The sequence below is a fragment of the Kribbella sp. NPDC051718 genome (assembly GCF_040681515.1).
Classification (GTDB): Bacteria; Actinomycetota; Actinomycetes; order Propionibacteriales; family Kribbellaceae; genus Kribbella.
Genome location: NZ_JBFAYZ010000011.1, coordinates 276,066 through 290,783 on the forward strand (window position 1 = coordinate 276,066; position 14,718 = coordinate 290,783).

Consider the following 14,718-nt stretch of genomic DNA (forward strand, 5'->3'; position numbering starts at 1 on the left):
GCAGAGGGCACACACGGCTTCAGTTCGTGCCGCGAAGCTCGTATCACCTCATTTATCTACCCGATCTGTTGCAAGAGACTCTTACAGTGTTCGCGCAGCGCCGGGAGTGTACGGCTGCCGACTTCGTCCGCTCCTGGGACGTCTTGGGCGTTGGCCACAGCTCGCTCGAAGGCAGCCGGGTACTGCTCGGCCAATCCGCTGGCACGATCGATAAGCAGAGTGGGGTCCATACTTAGAGTTCTTGCCGCCCTCTCCCACTGCTTACGCCTTATCCGGCTGAAGATCCGCTCACCGCCGATGGAAAGCGCCACGGTTCGTTCGACCGACCCACGGTCGTAACTCAAGCCAGTGGCCAGGTCGTAGAGGGGTGCAATTCGACGCTGTCCGTCGTGAGCCAAAAGCAGCGAGATGTTCTTCGAGTGTCCGTCAGGCGCCCCCGCGACGAGATTGACAGCTGCGAAGTCGGCGAGCGCCATCAAGTCGTCGTCCGGCTGTGATGACCACCTCTTGACGAGGCCCGACATATCAGCGAGCCCGGGACCGCCACGCGCCTCGTACTTCGCCTCCGGAAGCCGGCCGAGCGCCTGGCAGAAATCTTCCTGATGGACGCGAACTATTGAGCTATCGCCCACAATCCGATCGAATCTCTCAATCACAAGCGCCCACTGATCATCGAATTGAATGATGCGACTTGCCGCGACATCGACCCCCAGGTCGGATGCCGCCGACATAGTCAGATGTTCGACGAGTGCCTGGTGGAGCAAGATCTTGATACCCGGCTTGACGATGTGCGTGGTGGCTGCGGACCCCTGCGCCTCGTGCCAGCGACCTTCGACCGCCATCAAAGCGAACTTTTCCTGTTGCCCTCCCAGCGACCAATGCTCGTCTGGCATGGTCCACGAGGCGGGCGCCTCAATGAGTTCACGCAAGCGTTTGGCGATGTAGCTGTCATCGACGGGCAAGTACTCCCCACTTCGATCGAGCAACTCCTCGACATCCTCGGAACGACAAAATTGCACCGCACCGGGACACTCCCATCCCATTTCGGCCAGAATCCCGAAGATGTCGTCCACTGCGACTCCGAGCCGCTCGGCCCATCTAGCGAGAGTCTCCCGATTCTCTGGAAGCAGACCACGCAGATACGGCTCGACGCGGCGTGCCGGGTAGGTCGTTGGCGCGACCGGGAGCCGCAGCGACAGCGGAACACCACCCGCAGCAACGTAGGCGTCCTCATACCTGAAGGTTGGCAGAGCACCTGGACTCGTTCGGTCCAGCCGCCCCACAAGCTGCCCGTAGAGCAGAACCGCCAAGGACTCAGTCATGGTCTGAGGAACCCGAGCGATGGGCGTCAGACCAGGCGCGCCGACGGTTCTCAGCGCTGAGCCGATGCCTGTCCATCAACTCCTGCATGGCCTGCGTGTCCAGAGCGGGCCGACTGCCCGGAGCCATGCTCGCGTTCGCCTCACTTCCAGCTGGTGCAGACGAACGAAGAATGAGAGACAACCCGAGTGCCTCGAGAAGACGCAGGATCTGTTCGAACTCCGCACCGCGGTGACCCGCCTCAAGCTTCGCTAGCCACGATCGGGACACGCCCGCGCGCGCAGCCAACTCATGCTGGCTAAACGCCAGACGCTCACGCTCAGCCTTGATGGTCGCCCCGAACTTGTTCCAGTCGGGAATCGCTGTATCACGCATGAGCCCTCCCTCCAGCGCTGTCTCCGAACGTAGACATCATCCCTCTGTCCACGAACGAAGACAAGAGATAGCTGTCTTCGAACGAAGACAACATCGCGAAGCCGAATACCATGACGGCTCATAGCTTGGGCGCTTTGAGTCCTACGCGGTGGCCATCGGGACCGTGCACCATCTTGAAGAGCTGCCCCAAGGGTAGTTGGTAGGCGGCTTGACGACTGTCGTACCGATGGCGGCGAGCTTCAAGACGGCTTCCTCGAGTTGCTCCGTAGATTCGAGCTCGAGATCCACTGGAAGCCTCGGCGGACGGCTGCGGCGCGCCGCCGAGGTTTGGCGAAGGCTGCGTCGCGTGCTTGCGCCGGAGGCGCCAATAGGCTAGTCGCCGCCGGAGGCGGTGTCCTTTAGACGTTGAAGCGGAACTCCACGACGTCGCCGTCCGCCATGATGTAGTCCTTGCCTTCGATGCGCACCTTGCCGGCGGACTTGGCGGCGGCCATGTTGCCGGCTTCCATCAGGTCGTCGAAGGAGACGATCTCGGCTTTGATGAAGCCGCGTTGGAAGTCGGTGTGGATCACGCCGGCGGCCTCGGGGGCGGTGGCGCCCTTCTTGATGGTCCAGGCCCGGGACTCTTTGGGGCCTGCCGTCAGGTAGGTCTGTAGGCCTAGGGTCTCGAAGCCTACTCGGGCCAGGACGTCCAGGCCGGGCTCTTCCACACCCATCTCGGCCAGCATTTCGCGGGCTTCGGCTTCGTCGTCGAGTTCGACCAGCTCGGCTTCGAACTTGGCGTCCAGGAAGATCGCTTCGGCGGGGGCGACCAGGTCGCGCATGCTCTGCTTGAGGGCTTCGTCGGCGAGCTCGTCGGCGTCGCAGTTGAAGACGAAGATGTACGGCTTGGCCGTCATCAGCATCAGTTCGCGGATCGCGTCGCGGTCGACGTTGGTGGCGATGATCGGCGTACCGGCCTCGAGGTGCTTCTGCGCCTCGCGCACCGCCTCCAGGACGGCGACGCTCTCCTTCTTCAGCCGGGCTTCCTTCTCCAGCCGCGGGATCGCCTTCTCCACCGTCTGCAGGTCGGCCAGGATCAGCTCGGTCTGGATCGTGGAGATGTCGTCGGCCGGCGAGACCTTGCCGTCGACGTGGGTGACGTCGTCGTCGCGGAACACCCGGGTGACCTGGCAGATCGCGTCGCCCTCGCGGATGTGGCTGAGGAACTTGTTGCCCAGCCCCTCGCCCTCCGACGCGCCGCGGACGATGCCGGCGATGTCGACGAACTGCACCGTCGCCGGGATCACCTTGGCAGAGTCGTACAAGGTAGCCAGCTTCGCGAGCCGCGCGTCCGGTACGCCGACCACTCCGACGTTGGGCTCGATCGTCGCGAACGGGTAGTTCGCCGCGAGCACGTTGTTCTTGGTCAGCGCGTTGAAGAGCGTGGACTTGCCCGCATTGGGGAGCCCGACGATTCCGATGGAGAGTGCCACGGGCAGCAAGACTACGCGGCGTGGCCCACTCGACCTAAATCACAAAGGACTCCAGCTCCGCGTCGTACCAGCGAGACGTCAACCCCAGCGGCTGCATCCCGAGCCGCTTGCACACCGCGATCGACGGACCGTTGTCCGGCCGTACGACCGCATAGATCTCCCCAAGGCCCGCCTTGAACCCATGCGCGATCGCCCCCTGCGCCGACTCCGTCGCGAGCCCGCGCCCCCACGAGTCGGGGTGGAAGTGCCACCCCACCTCGACCTCACCCTTCGACGACGGGCCGTCAGAGGGGAGCGGTACCAGCAACACCGTCCCCGCGACCACGCCGGTCGCCTTCTCCTCCACGGCCCAGATCCCGTAGAGGTCATCCGAGTTGCGCGTGTTCCACCGCTCGATCGTCCGTGACGCCGCGTCACGATCCGTCATCACCCGCGGGTCCGCGCCCAGCCAGCGCGACACCTCCCAGCGCCGGTAGATGTCGAACACCCGGTCCCCGTCGCTCTCCGCCCAGTCGCGTACGACCAGCCGGTCCGTCTGGTAGACCACCTTCGGATCCATCGCAGCACCTCCAACCGTTGGAAGTGATCTATCCGTCCCAACCAGCCGAGAGCAAGCAGCGTCTCCTTTCTGTGACCAGCTGGAGAAAACTCGCACCCAACCGATCACGCATCGTGTTCGCCTGCTCGCAATTCCTGCGGTTCGGCTGGACCGAGCTGGTCTCCTGCCTGTTCGCCGCCGCGCTGTTCGCCGGCCTTGCGCTCTCGAAGTACGTCGACCTGCCGATCGCCCGGTACGACGCATTGCTGGTCTACTCGATCCTGCTCACCTTCGGGTTCTGGCTGGCCGGCCTGGAGACCTGGCGTGAGGTCGCCGTGATCTTCGGCTTCCACCTGGTCGGCCTCGGACTGGAACTCTTCAAGGTCCAGATCGGCTCCTGGCAGTACCCCGGTGACGCCGTGACGAAGGTCGCCGGCGTACCGCTCTTCGCCGGCTTCATGTACGCCGCGGTCGGCAGCTATATCTGCCAGGCGTGGCGCCGGTTCGACCTGCGGGTCAGCGGCTATCGACCGGTCCTCACCACCGTGCTCGCAGTACTGATCTATGCGAACTTCTTCACCCACCACTGGATCGTCGACCTGCGCATCCCGATCGCGCTGGCTCTTATGCTCGTCCTGCGGCGCACGTGGGTCTTCTACACGGTAGGCACCCGGAGGTACCGAATGCCGCTGGCTCTGGGGTTCGCGCTGATCGGCTTCTTCCTCTGGATCGCGGAGAATTTCGGCACCTTCCTGGATGCCTGGAACTACCCCGACCAGGTGAACGTCTGGCACCTGGTGCACCCGGCGAAGTTCGGCGCGTGGGCGCTGCTGGTCAGCATGAGCTTCGTGCTGGTCGCGAGCGTGAAGTCCTTGGAGGGCAGGCTGTACCACCGCGGCACGCTCGCCACTGTTGCGACTCCGAAAGCTACTGAGATCTCCCCGCAACACAGCGATGCCAACCGGGCCCGGATGTAAGGCGTCTTACCAACGAAAGCTCCTTGAGGGGGAGCGTATCTGGGGAACATCCGCCTGATCTGCAAGGGAGCATCATGTCCCGAAAGCTTGCCGCCATCATCGCCACCGCCGCCGCCTCGGCGCTGGTCGTCGGCTCGTTGATCGCCCTGGCGCTGGGACACACGAACCAGCCCAAGCCGACCTCCGCGTCGTCACCGAGCAGCCCGTCGTCGACGCCGATCGAGACGCCGACCACGACGCCCACGCCGCCGACCAATTCCGGCTCGCCGGAGAGCGGCAAGCCGCGCAAACCGGCCGGCGACCCGACGCTCGCGGCGTCGGCGGGCAACAAGAAGGTGCTGTTCTTCAGCTTCGACGACGGCCCGGATCCGTACTGGACGCCGAAGATCCTGCAGGTGCTGAAGAAGTACGGCGCCCACGCGACCTTCTTCGAACTCGGCAACATGCAGGCAGCGCACCCGGGGCTTCGCGAGCAAGTACTTGCCGCAGGCAACACAATCGGCAGCCACTCGATCTCACACCCGCAGCTGACCGCGATCTCGGCGGCGAAGCGGCACCACGAGATCTTCGACGGCCCGCTGTCCAAGTGCTTCCGGCCGCCGTTCGGCGCCTCGAACCCGAAGGTCCGCGCGGACATCAAGGCCGCCGGTATGGTCCAGGTACTCTGGGACGTCGACCCGCGCGACTGGGCCCGGCCCGGCGTGCACGCGATCGTGAACAACATCATGACGCACGCCCACAAGCGCAACATCATCCTGATGCACGACGGTGGCGGCGACCGCAGCCAGACCGTGGCGGCGCTCGACAAGGCGCTCCGCCTGCTCAAGGCGCAGGGCTACAGCTTCCCCGCGATGGCCTGCTGACCTTGATCTCAACCTTGCTTCAAGTCTTACTGTCCAGCAATGGACACCAAGACGAACGGCTCCTGGCGCGAACTCCTCGGCCTCACCTACGCCCCCGTGGCGGTGGTACTGGCCGGCGGCGTGCTGATGGAGGCGAGCAACGTCTACCTCACCACCAGCCTGCTGCCGACGATCGTCGGCGACATCGGCGGTACCGGCTTCTACGCCTGGACGATGACGGCCTTCCTGGTCGCGTCGGTGATCAGCTCGATGCTGGTCAGCCGGATCCTGATCACGCGCGGCTCCCTGGCTGCCTATCTGCTCGCCTTCGGGCTGTTCGGGCTCGGCTCCCTGATCGCAGCGGTGAGCCCGGGGATCGGGGTCTTCCTGGCCGGGCGGGCAGTGCAGGGATTCGGTGGCGGTCTCCTCGCGGGGCTCGGGTATGCGCTTATCCAGCGGGCGCTGCCGGAGCGGTTGTGGGCGAAGGCGGCGGCGCTCGTGTCGGCGATGTGGGGTGTGGGCAACCTGGTCGGGCCGTCTGCCGGTGGCGCATTCGGGCAACTGGGCGTTTGGCGGCCGGCGTTCTGGTTGCTCGTTGCGCTGGCCGCAGTACTGATGGTGGTCGTTGTACGGGTGATTCCTCGTACTGAGCGTGCGGCGGTCGGCTCCGCAGTACCGGGGGTGTCGCTGGTGTTGCTGACCGCGGCGGTCGCCATGGTCAGCATAGCGAGCATCGTGCCGGCTGGGGTGGCGACCGCGGTGGTGCTGGTGGTCGGATTGGGGCTTGGCGTCGTCTTTGTCTTGTTCGAGCGGACCGCCAAGGCGGCTGTCTTGCCGCGGGTGACGTTTGCTGCGGGGAAGTCGCTGAAGTGGGTCTACCTGACCGTTGGGATCCTTGCCTTTGGCATCGGTACCGAGGCGTTCATCCCGCTCTTCGGGCAGGAGCTGGGCAAGTTGTCGCCGCTGCTGGCTGGGTTCCTCGGTGCCGCATTGTCGCTTGGGTGGTCGCTCAGCCAGACGGTCAGCGCTAATGCGACCCGCCTTGCCGTCGTACGCCGGCTGATCGTGGGTGGACCCATGTTGCTGGCGATCGGGCTTGCGGCGTACGCCGCCTTGCAGGCTGATGGGCCGTCCGCCTTGGTGGTTGCTCTGTGGTTCGTGACCCTGTTCGCGGCCGGCGCCGGGATTGGTATCGCCTTCCCGCACCTGGCCGTCGCGGCGTTCAGCAGCGTCGAGGACCCGGAGGAGGCAGCCAAGGCGTCCGCGGGCATCAATACGGTCTTCTTGATGTCGAGTGCTTTCAGCGCGGCCTTGGCCGGCGTACTGGTCAAGCTCGGCGAACCGTCAGTCCTCTCCTCGGCTCATCTGCTGCTGTCGGTCTTCGCGATTGTTGCCCTGCTCGGCGCCTTCCCCGCCTGGCGGATCGCTCGCTCAGGGGCGGCTCGCAAGGCTGCCGCGGCGCAGCTCACACACTGAGGTTCGGTGGTACCGGGCTTGTCGTGCGGAAATTGTCGGCGGGGTCTGCGACTGTCTGTGACATGACCGGTACCGCGGTTCTGCTGCTCTTGGTTTTCCTCCTGGTCGGGCTCGGGCTCGGCTGGGTCTTCGGCCTGCTCTGGTCGCGAGGGCGCGACGGCGCGTCGCTCGCGCGGATCACCGCTGAGCGCGACGCAGCCGAGGATCGGGTGGTCGAGCTCACGCAGGAGCGGACGACGGTCGGGCAACAGATGTCCGGGCAAGCGGTGGTCAAGGAGTCGCTCGACCGATTGCATGCCCAGCTCAACCAATTGGAGAAGGGCCGCGCCGCCTGGCAGAGCCAGCTGCACCAACAGGTCAACGAGGTGCGGATGAGCGGCGAGGCGCTCCGTCGCGAGACCGCCTCACTGTCGACCGCACTGCGCAAACCACAGGTGCGCGGGCGATGGGGCGAGCTGCACCTCCGGCGTACGGTCGAACTGGCCGGCATGGTCGCCCACTGCGACTTCACCGAGCAGACCACAACGGTCGGCGAAGACGGCTTGCTGCGTCCCGACATGGTGGTGAGACTTGCCGAGGGCAAGAACCTAGTCGTCGACTCCAAGGTCCCGCTGGCGGCCTTCCTGGAAGCCGCCGAGAGCGACGACGCCGACTTCCGCGAGGAACGCCTCCGCGCCCACGCCCGCCACCTCCGCACCCACGTCGACCAACTCTCCGCCAAGGCCTACTGGTCACGACTCCCCTCGACCCCCGAGTTCGTCATCCTCTTCGTCCCCGGCGAGTCCTTCCTCTCCGCCGCCTTGGACGTCGAGCCCTCCCTCCTCGAGTACGCCGCCGAACGCCGCGTCATCCTGGCGACCCCCACCACCCTGATCGCCACCCTGCGCGCCGCCGCCTACGCCTGGAACCAATCAGCCCTGACCGAATCAGCCCAACAGGTCTTCGAACTAGGCCGAGAACTCTACGAACGCCTAGGCACGATGGGCGACCACCTCAACCGCGTAGGCCGCTCCCTGACCTCAGCCGTAGACGCCTACAACTCCACTGTCGGCTCCTTCGAACGCCGAGTCTTCACCACCGCCCGCAAACTCCGAGACCTCCACGTCACCGAAGCAGAACTAACCGCCATGGAATCCATCGAAGCCTCCGCCCGCCCCCTCACCGCCCCCGAATTCCTAGCCCTCGACGAAACCCCCGACACCCACCGCTGGCTCCCTAGCCCACCCATCGACAAAACCCACCGAGAACCCCCACCCCTCCCAGGCCTCGACTCCCAAACCGGCTGACGAGCAAAGACCCCCCACGCCTGTCTAGCCCTGCATCCCATCGCCAGACGACCCGAGTTGCTTCGCGGAGTTCGCCACCCGACCCGCAGTCCGCCGACCTCAAGCATCGACCGGCGAGGACCGTCTCAGGCTATGTGGGCACGGCACTCAGTCCCGCTCAGCTCCCTCCGGCCAGAGAACGAGCACTCGGCGTCCCTGGCTCAGCGCATAGGCCACGACATCAGCCGTCCCGCCGTACCCACCTGCAGGCTTGCCATCCCACACAGCGATCAGCAAATCGCTGCGGGACACCAATTCCTCGCTCGCGGCCATATATGCATCCCGGCCCGGCTCATCAAACGGCAGATAGGTCACCTCGACCGCCGCGGAGAGCAGCTCATCGAACAGATCGCGATTGGCAGGCTTTACCTTCTTGTCACGGTAATTCCGCGAAGGGAGAACAACTGCGAATTGACTACCGACATCACCGATCACCCGGGCGAATATCTGATCCGCTCCTCGCGCCAGGCACGTTACCCCGCTGACCTCTTCCTGCAGATACGGCTTCAAAACTCCGCGCATTGCGTCATAGACCAACTTCTCGGAAGGTGGTGTCAGATTCGAGTGCCCGGTAATGCCAATCCTCATCGCCTACAACGCTCCTCTTTCTTCGGTAGCTGCATAGCTACTCGCCAGGTCCCTGGCCTCCGGGCAGTGACCTGAGCGGATTCAGGCGAGCTCAAGTGAGCCCGAGGCTCGCACGCGACCTCTAGGAACTTGGCAGTCGCCAGCTATGCCCACTGAGAATCTGTACCCGCTGTTCAGCCGCTGCGGCGATCACCCGGAACGTTTCGATCCTTGGTTCGCCGGAACTGTGCCAGTCCTCGACAGCGCGCTCGACCTGATCCCAGACACGACGCGGCCCACCCTGCCGAACAGTCCAGTTGCCCGCGGTGCCTGTGAATGCTGCATACGACGCGTCCGGCTGCACAAGTAGATGCTCAGGAAGGTCGCCGCCGTGGCCGAAGTGGATGTACTGCGCCTCGGGCAAGGCCAGTTGTGCGACGAGTTGGGCTGGGCCGTAGGTCATCAGCACGTCCGGCCCGAGACCTGTTTTCCGGGTGTCGGCGTCACCCAGCATGTCTGGGATCAGCGCAGGCTCCGGGCTGTGTGCTCGGGATGGCATGAAACTGACGTATCCCGGCAAGAACTGTCCCTCAGCCGACCCGTCGCCAGTCACAGTCAGCTTCACCAGGCCTGTTGCGCCGATCCAGCCGGACAGCGTCACGAGGATGATCGTGCCGGGCTTGGACTGCTCTAGCCACGCCTGCGGCACATATCGGAAGGAACACGTCGCGATGATGCGGTCGTATGGAGCTCTGCCGGGTGAACCCTTCTCGCCGTCTCCGACGATCAACTGCGGGCGGTAACCGGCGCGCGCGAGAGCTTGCCGCGCTCGTTCAGAGACTCCCGGATCGAACTCGACCGAGGTGATGTTGTCCGGTCCGAGTCGGTGACAGCCAAGAGCTGCTGAGTACCCAGTGCCGGTGCCGATCTCCAAGACTCGGTCGCCATCCCTGACCTCGAGGTCCTCCCACATCCGCACGACGAGGCTCGGCATTGTCGAGGACGACGTGGGGTTGCCCTCGACGGGGCCGGCGACATCGCCTGGCGCGACTCTGCCGTCGAGTTGGGTGACGTGGGATGCGTCTTTGTACGCCAGCAGTAACCAGCGATCGATCGTCGACCGTTCAGGGCTCGTTGGATCCCACAGCGTCGGCGCGTTGGACACGTCCACTCGATCAAAAAACTGCCGAACGAACTCGTGCCGTGGGACCTCCTCGACGGCCGCTCGCCACTGCGGCGTACGGATGTAGCCATCACGTTCCAGCCGCACCGCAAGGTCGTGTCGTAGCCCTGAGGCTTCCTTGGCTAATTCGTCCAGGCTCACTGCGTTCCCTCCAGGGCATCAGCAAAGGCTTCAGTCATCGGCAGTCCGGTGGGTGGTTGCATCCATGCCCACTGTCCATTGGGATTGCACTCCAAGAAGTATGGCGTGCCGTCGTCGCTCACCCCGAAGTCGAAACAGCCGAAGGAGAGGCCGAATCGGCGCAGGTACTCCTTCAGCTTCGTAATCAGCGCGTGCGGCAGGTCGACCACCTCGTATTTCAACGTGTCGTAGTCTGATCGCCAATCAAGTCGACCGTCAGAGGACTCGATCCGCACGCAGAACACTTGGTTGCCAACGACAGTGACGCGTAGATCTGCCACCTTGCCAACGACCTCGGCTTGGAACATGTGCGCGGTGCCAGCCACCGTCTCATCGAGGTCTTCGGGCTCGACGCGCTGCGTCCACATTGCCTGCGGTCGCCCGTCTCTCATCAGAGCAGTTACTCGCAGGGGCCTATAGATGGCCGGTGAGTGCTTTCGAGCGAACGCCCGAGCTGCATCGGGATCGGACGTGATCAGCGTCGGGGGCATAGTGAAGCCCAACTCTGCAGCGACGGTGAGCTGGCTCGGTTTGTATTCCGCTGCCCAGTTGCGGTGAGGGTGGTTGACGTAGCGGCATCCTGGCAAGCTCGCCAACACTCCACCGAAGCCTTCGCGTGCTTGGACCTTGGCGAACTCTGCGTCCTGATCATCCAGGCCTGGGAACTTGTGCGGTGTTGGTCGTCGCCAGTAGACCGCGGCGACCTCTGCGAGTTCGATCGTGCGGCTGGGAGTGGTCAACTGGCCGCCCCACCGTCCGCGCTCGACATCGAGCGATGCCGACATCGCGACGTCGTGCGGGAAGTCGCCCGGATCAACCCGAGCGACTTCACACGTGCCGCGCCGGTTCAGCTCAGCGATCACAGGATCCGCAGTGACGTCATCTGCTCCAGTGACTACGAGGACCACTGGCTGGTTACCGGCAGCGGCGGACATCAGTCGCGGTCGCTGTCGTACCCGTTGTCGCTGTCCGGAGCCGGACCGCCACCACCGTCCTGGCCAGTTGCCGTACGCGGGTTGGTGGTGGTGCCCGACCCGTGCTTCGGAGATGCCATCAGCGGGATGATCTCGGCGCCACCGGCATCCTTGAAGCGGCCCAGTTGAGTCGCCGGATCGACATCTACCTCGACATAGTCGAGCTGAGCAGTCTCCGCGAAGTCACTCGCACGATTGAGACCCCACGGCCTGATCGATTTCGTAGTAGTCATCAACTTCACCCTCGGTCGGTAGCTGATTACTGTGTCGCTCTGTACCAACTGGCACGGTGCGCGTTGGGGCGCGTGCAATCCCTCGTCAGACGCGTTCGATGAGGGACGGCCGCGCGGTCAGGCCCTATCTGCCTCTCATCAGGACTGCAATCCCGGTCATGGAGATGGATTGGCCGGTTTCTGGGATCTGCGGCCGAGCCCTCCACAGAGGAGAGGAAGGCGGAACCGGTACGTGTGCAGTGATCTTCTGCAGGTGAGGGCTCAGGACGACGACTCCCCACCGGTTTCGCCAGCTCATGGGACGGGACTCGCAATGACGACGCGAGCGCCGGTCGCTCGCTCGAAGGTGTTCTTGACGTCGTGCGCGACGGCCAGGGCGTCGAAGTGCAGTCGGCTCGGGATGACGACGGTGGTCACCTCGTACCGGTTTACAGCCTCGATCAGGGCTTCAAAGGCGGCCGGCGAGGTGTCCGTCTCCTCGGTGTAGATCGTCCCCATCGCAAACCCCTCGATTCGAGCGAAGTCCTCGAGCTGGGATTTGATGTCGACCAGTTCACCATCGGTCATGAGTAGGTGCTTCAGGATGTAGCCGAGGAGGAGCGGCCGTGTGTAGTCGACGTCGCCACTCAACGCTCCTCGTCCATCCACTGCCGGAACTTGGCGACCAGCCGCTCCCAGAGTCGATCCCACCAAGGGCGGCGACGCTGGCCTTTCACGAGAGGTCAGCATCTGCCACCGCCGGCTCGATGGTTACCCGCAGGCTGGCAAAGCGGCGAGCCATTGCGGCCTGGTATCGCATCGCCGTCTGTGGCTCAGCTGTGTACTCCGCGATGACGTGCTCACCAAACCAGACGCGGACGCAGCGGTCGGTTGGGAGTGGGGCTTCCGCGAGCGTGGTCATCGGCCCCGCACTTCCCCGATGATGTCGCGCACGATGAAGACATAGGCCGTGGCCGCAACAAGCGCCAAGATCCAGATAGGTGCGGTCATGATCCGACAGCTCCCCGGTAGGTTGGTTGATCACGGACGGTGATGCCGTGTTTCACCTTGCCCGTCACGATGCGTGTCATGGAAGATGCGGAGTGTCCGCTGAGTGTCCATGGACACTCGGACACGGCGAGAGGATCTCAATGGACGGGGAGACGTTCGGCGCGGGACTGAAATTCTGCGCGCCAAGCGTGCTCTTTCCCTTCGCCAGTTGGCTGATCTCGCCCACTACAAGCAAGTCGCAGATCTCCGACCTCGAGCGCGGCGTCCGCGCCCCTCGCCCTGAGATGGCTGATCATCTGGATAGGGTGTTAGAGGCCGAAGGTGAGCTTCGAGCACTGGCGGACATGCTCCCGCCGCCAAGCGCTGAGCCGCCCTTGTTGGATGCGCGCAGTTACACCGCTCTTGCGGTGCAGCTGCTGGCAGCCGAAGGAGACGCTGACATGCTTGATCGCCGCCAATTTCTGGGCCTCGGAAGTGCAACCTCGCTCGGTGCCCTTGCGCCGGGGCTTGCGTTAGAAGCAACCCGCCACGGACTAGCTCTCGGGCTCGCCGAAGAACGAGCGGACACCGCTGCGGATGAGTGGCGAGAGATCGTCTGGGAGTACGGCTACAGCTACATCAGCATGCCGCCGCAGGAGCTGTTGCAGTCGCTGATGGTGGACATGCTAGGCCTGCAAGTGGCGTTGGAGCGCGGCAGCCGACCTGCTCCGATGAAAGAGCTTCGTCAGTACGGCGCAACGCTCGCCTCCCTGATGGCCATGACGATCGCCAATGTCGGCGACGTCCGTCAAGCGCGCCGTTGGTGGCGTACTGCTCGCAACCTTGCCGAAGAGTCTGGCGACCCGAGCACGATCATGTGGATTCGCGGTCGTGAAGTCGTCCGTGGTCTCTACGAAGCGCGGCCAACCGCGGCCATTCTGCAGATGATCGAGCATGCTGAGTCGTTCGCCAACGGCTCCACTCCCACAGACCGCGCCGAGCTGATGTCAGGCAAGGCCCAGACGTTCGCCCTCGCCGGCCGCCGTGCCGAGGCCGAAGCAGCGCTGCACGAGGTGCGCGCAATCTACGACAGTCTGCCTCCCGAAACGATCGACAATCGGGACTCCATCTACGGCTGGCCAGAGGATCGTCTCCGCTTCACTGAAAGCTACGTCTACACGTACCTCGGGGACGCGAACGAAGCGACGGCTGCTCAGGACAGGGCGATCAAGGCATACCCCTCGAAGTACCGGCGCGGTCCGGCGCAGATCGAACTGCAACGGGCTCTGTGGATGGTGAACAGCGGCGATGTGAGTACTGGCATCGAGCATGCATCGGCCGCACTCCAGAGCCTGCCGAGCAGGGACCGGATTCGACCGATCGTTGCCCTCGCCAAGGAAGTACTCGGTGCAGTACCAGCGCCGCAGATCTCGAAGCCGGCGGTCCTGGAGTTCCGTGAGTGTCTTGAGCTCAGTGCAGGTTGATCCGCCTTGAAGAGGGGTAGTCAGAGCGGCATGAGCGACCTCGACCAGCTAACCATCGAGCGGCACGACGCAACCTCCACCTTGGAACTTCGGGACGACATCTTGCCGGTGTATGCCGCTTCGCATGCCGATCAGATGCACGATCCCTGGTTCCACCCGGATCAGTTCTGGGAGCGCCTGGTGGAGCTGTACCTCCCCGGCCGCGATTTCGAGCTCGTTGCCGCCCGGATCGCCGGCACCGTCGCCGGCTATGCCTTCGGCAGCCCGCGCGATCAACATGGCGCGATCTGGGATGAACTCCGCTCGACGTACCCGGAGTGGGATCTTCCTATCGAGTCGGTTCCGCTCTACATGTTCCGGGAGTTCGCCACTCATCCGGGTCACCAGCGGAAAGGCATTGGCCGCCGTGTCCATGACGCGCTGCTCGAAGGGAGACCTGAGCCTGTCGCTGAACTCCTGGTGCGCAAGGACAATGTTCCGGCGCAGGCTGCGTACCGCTCCTGGGGCTGGGTCCAGCTCGGAGAGAAGCAGCCGTTTCCGGACTCACCGGTATTCGATCGGCTTGTTTTGAGGTTGTCGGCGTCATGAGAAGTGCAAGGCTCGGCTGGCCCAGCCTCGATATGCAGATGAGCCTCTCTACTGCGCCACAGACATAACCTGAGCGCCGGCACCGCGGCAACCACAGCGGCAGCAGGCACCCTTGTTCTTGTTCTTGTTCTTGTTCTTGTTCTTGTTCTTGTTCTTGTTCTTGTTCTTGTTCTTGTTCTTGTTCTTGTTCTTGTTCTTGTTCTTGTTCTTGT

Annotated in this window: 16 protein-coding genes; 6 read left to right on the forward strand and 10 right to left on the reverse strand. The window is 64.0% G+C overall.

Annotated elements, in window-relative coordinates:
- Window positions 1-56: 56 nt before the first annotated feature.
- The 4 genes from AB0M15_RS34615 to AB0M15_RS34630 form a co-directional block, all read right to left on the reverse strand.
- Window positions 57-1,322, reverse strand: coding sequence for a type II toxin-antitoxin system HipA family toxin (locus AB0M15_RS34615; protein WP_363828167.1), 1,266 nt, complete (start codon window positions 1,320-1,322; stop codon window positions 57-59).
- The gene (locus AB0M15_RS34620) at window positions 1,315-1,695 is read right to left on the reverse strand and encodes a helix-turn-helix domain-containing protein (protein WP_363828170.1); all 381 of its coding nucleotides are present in this window, start codon (window positions 1,693-1,695) and stop codon (window positions 1,315-1,317) included. The genes AB0M15_RS34615 and AB0M15_RS34620 overlap by 8 nt, the downstream gene beginning before the upstream one ends.
- Window positions 1,696-2,093: 398 nt before the next feature.
- Window positions 2,094-3,170, reverse strand: a complete 1,077-nt coding sequence (gene ychF / locus AB0M15_RS34625) for a redox-regulated ATPase YchF (RefSeq protein ID WP_363828175.1) — start codon at window positions 3,168-3,170, stop codon at window positions 2,094-2,096.
- Between the two features lie 34 nt (window positions 3,171-3,204).
- A complete protein-coding gene (locus AB0M15_RS34630) occupies window positions 3,205-3,729 on the reverse strand; it encodes a GNAT family N-acetyltransferase (RefSeq protein WP_363828178.1) in 525 nt (174 codons plus the stop codon).
- A 71-nt stretch (window positions 3,730-3,800) separates the two neighbouring features.
- Between AB0M15_RS34630 and AB0M15_RS34635 the strand changes: the two genes are divergently transcribed.
- From AB0M15_RS34635 to AB0M15_RS34650, 4 genes are all read left to right on the forward strand, one after another.
- On the forward strand, window positions 3,801-4,685 hold the full coding sequence (locus AB0M15_RS34635) for a DUF817 domain-containing protein (RefSeq protein WP_363828181.1): 885 nt from the start codon (window positions 3,801-3,803) through the stop codon (window positions 4,683-4,685).
- 74 nt (window positions 4,686-4,759) lie between these two features.
- On the forward strand, window positions 4,760-5,548 hold the full coding sequence (locus AB0M15_RS34640) for a polysaccharide deacetylase family protein (RefSeq protein WP_363828184.1): 789 nt from the start codon (window positions 4,760-4,762) through the stop codon (window positions 5,546-5,548).
- A gap of 39 nt (window positions 5,549-5,587) precedes the next feature.
- The gene (locus AB0M15_RS34645) at window positions 5,588-7,003 is read left to right on the forward strand and encodes an MFS transporter (protein WP_363828187.1); all 1,416 of its coding nucleotides are present in this window, start codon (window positions 5,588-5,590) and stop codon (window positions 7,001-7,003) included.
- A gap of 62 nt (window positions 7,004-7,065) precedes the next feature.
- Window positions 7,066-8,289 carry a DNA recombination protein RmuC gene (locus AB0M15_RS34650; protein ID WP_363828190.1) on the forward strand — a complete coding sequence of 408 codons (1,224 nt, stop codon included), beginning with the start codon at window positions 7,066-7,068 and terminating at the stop codon, window positions 8,287-8,289.
- Window positions 8,290-8,436: 147 nt separating this feature from the next.
- Here AB0M15_RS34650 and AB0M15_RS34655 read toward each other — a convergent pair whose 3' ends face one another.
- The 6 genes from AB0M15_RS34655 to AB0M15_RS34680 form a co-directional block, all read right to left on the reverse strand.
- Complete coding sequence (locus AB0M15_RS34655; protein WP_363828195.1) at window positions 8,437-8,916, reverse strand: hypothetical protein; 480 nt, start codon at window positions 8,914-8,916, stop codon at window positions 8,437-8,439.
- Window positions 8,917-9,037: 121 nt separating this feature from the next.
- Complete coding sequence (gene tgmC, locus AB0M15_RS34660) at window positions 9,038-10,165, reverse strand: ATP-grasp peptide maturase system methyltransferase (protein ID WP_363828201.1); 1,128 nt, start codon at window positions 10,163-10,165, stop codon at window positions 9,038-9,040.
- A gap of 50 nt (window positions 10,166-10,215) precedes the next feature.
- Window positions 10,216-11,193, reverse strand: coding sequence for an ATP-grasp ribosomal peptide maturase (tgmB, locus tag AB0M15_RS34665; protein ID WP_363828206.1), 978 nt, complete (start codon window positions 11,191-11,193; stop codon window positions 10,216-10,218).
- Window positions 11,193-11,465 carry a putative ATP-grasp-modified RiPP gene (gene tgmA / locus AB0M15_RS34670; RefSeq protein ID WP_363698768.1) on the reverse strand — a complete coding sequence of 91 codons (273 nt, stop codon included), beginning with the start codon at window positions 11,463-11,465 and terminating at the stop codon, window positions 11,193-11,195. The genes tgmB and tgmA overlap by 1 nt, the downstream gene beginning before the upstream one ends.
- A gap of 294 nt (window positions 11,466-11,759) precedes the next feature.
- Entirely contained in the window at window positions 11,760-12,113 is a 354-nt protein-coding gene (locus AB0M15_RS34675; protein ID WP_363828211.1) for a hypothetical protein, read from the reverse strand.
- A gap of 64 nt (window positions 12,114-12,177) precedes the next feature.
- On the reverse strand, window positions 12,178-12,366 hold the full coding sequence (locus tag AB0M15_RS34680) for a hypothetical protein (protein ID WP_363828215.1): 189 nt from the start codon (window positions 12,364-12,366) through the stop codon (window positions 12,178-12,180).
- Window positions 12,367-12,595: 229 nt separating this feature from the next.
- On the opposite strand from AB0M15_RS34680, the gene AB0M15_RS34685 reads away from it, so the two are divergent.
- Together AB0M15_RS34685 and AB0M15_RS34690 are read left to right on the forward strand one after the other, a co-directional pair.
- Window positions 12,596-13,918 (forward strand): hypothetical protein, encoded by a 1,323-nt coding sequence (locus AB0M15_RS34685; protein ID WP_363828219.1) that lies wholly within the window; start codon window positions 12,596-12,598, stop codon window positions 13,916-13,918.
- 30 nt (window positions 13,919-13,948) lie between these two features.
- Complete coding sequence (locus tag AB0M15_RS34690) at window positions 13,949-14,506, forward strand: GNAT family N-acetyltransferase (RefSeq protein WP_363828223.1); 558 nt, start codon at window positions 13,949-13,951, stop codon at window positions 14,504-14,506.
- Window positions 14,507-14,718 lie beyond the last annotated feature (212 nt).

Coding starts and splice junctions, on each gene's coding strand:
- AB0M15_RS34615 (WP_363828167.1), bottom strand. CDS start 1,322: ATGACTGAGTCCTTGGCGGTTCTGCTCTACGGGCAGCTTGTGGGGCGG.
- AB0M15_RS34620 (WP_363828170.1), bottom strand. CDS start 1,695: ATGCGTGATACAGCGATTCCCGACTGGAACAAGTTCGGGGCGACCATC.
- AB0M15_RS34630 (WP_363828178.1), bottom strand. CDS start 3,729: ATGGATCCGAAGGTGGTCTACCAGACGGACCGGCTGGTCGTACGCGAC.
- AB0M15_RS34640 (WP_363828184.1), top strand. CDS start 4,760: ATGTCCCGAAAGCTTGCCGCCATCATCGCCACCGCCGCCGCCTCGGCG.
- AB0M15_RS34645 (WP_363828187.1), top strand. CDS start 5,588: ATGGACACCAAGACGAACGGCTCCTGGCGCGAACTCCTCGGCCTCACC.
- AB0M15_RS34650 (WP_363828190.1), top strand. CDS start 7,066: ATGACCGGTACCGCGGTTCTGCTGCTCTTGGTTTTCCTCCTGGTCGGG.
- AB0M15_RS34655 (WP_363828195.1), bottom strand. CDS start 8,916: ATGAGGATTGGCATTACCGGGCACTCGAATCTGACACCACCTTCCGAG.
- tgmB (WP_363828206.1), bottom strand. CDS start 11,193: ATGTCCGCCGCTGCCGGTAACCAGCCAGTGGTCCTCGTAGTCACTGGA.
- tgmA (WP_363698768.1), bottom strand. CDS start 11,465: ATGACTACTACGAAATCGATCAGGCCGTGGGGTCTCAATCGTGCGAGT.
- AB0M15_RS34680 (WP_363828215.1), bottom strand. CDS start 12,366: ATGACCACGCTCGCGGAAGCCCCACTCCCAACCGACCGCTGCGTCCGC.
- AB0M15_RS34685 (WP_363828219.1), top strand. CDS start 12,596: ATGGACGGGGAGACGTTCGGCGCGGGACTGAAATTCTGCGCGCCAAGC.
- AB0M15_RS34690 (WP_363828223.1), top strand. CDS start 13,949: ATGAGCGACCTCGACCAGCTAACCATCGAGCGGCACGACGCAACCTCC.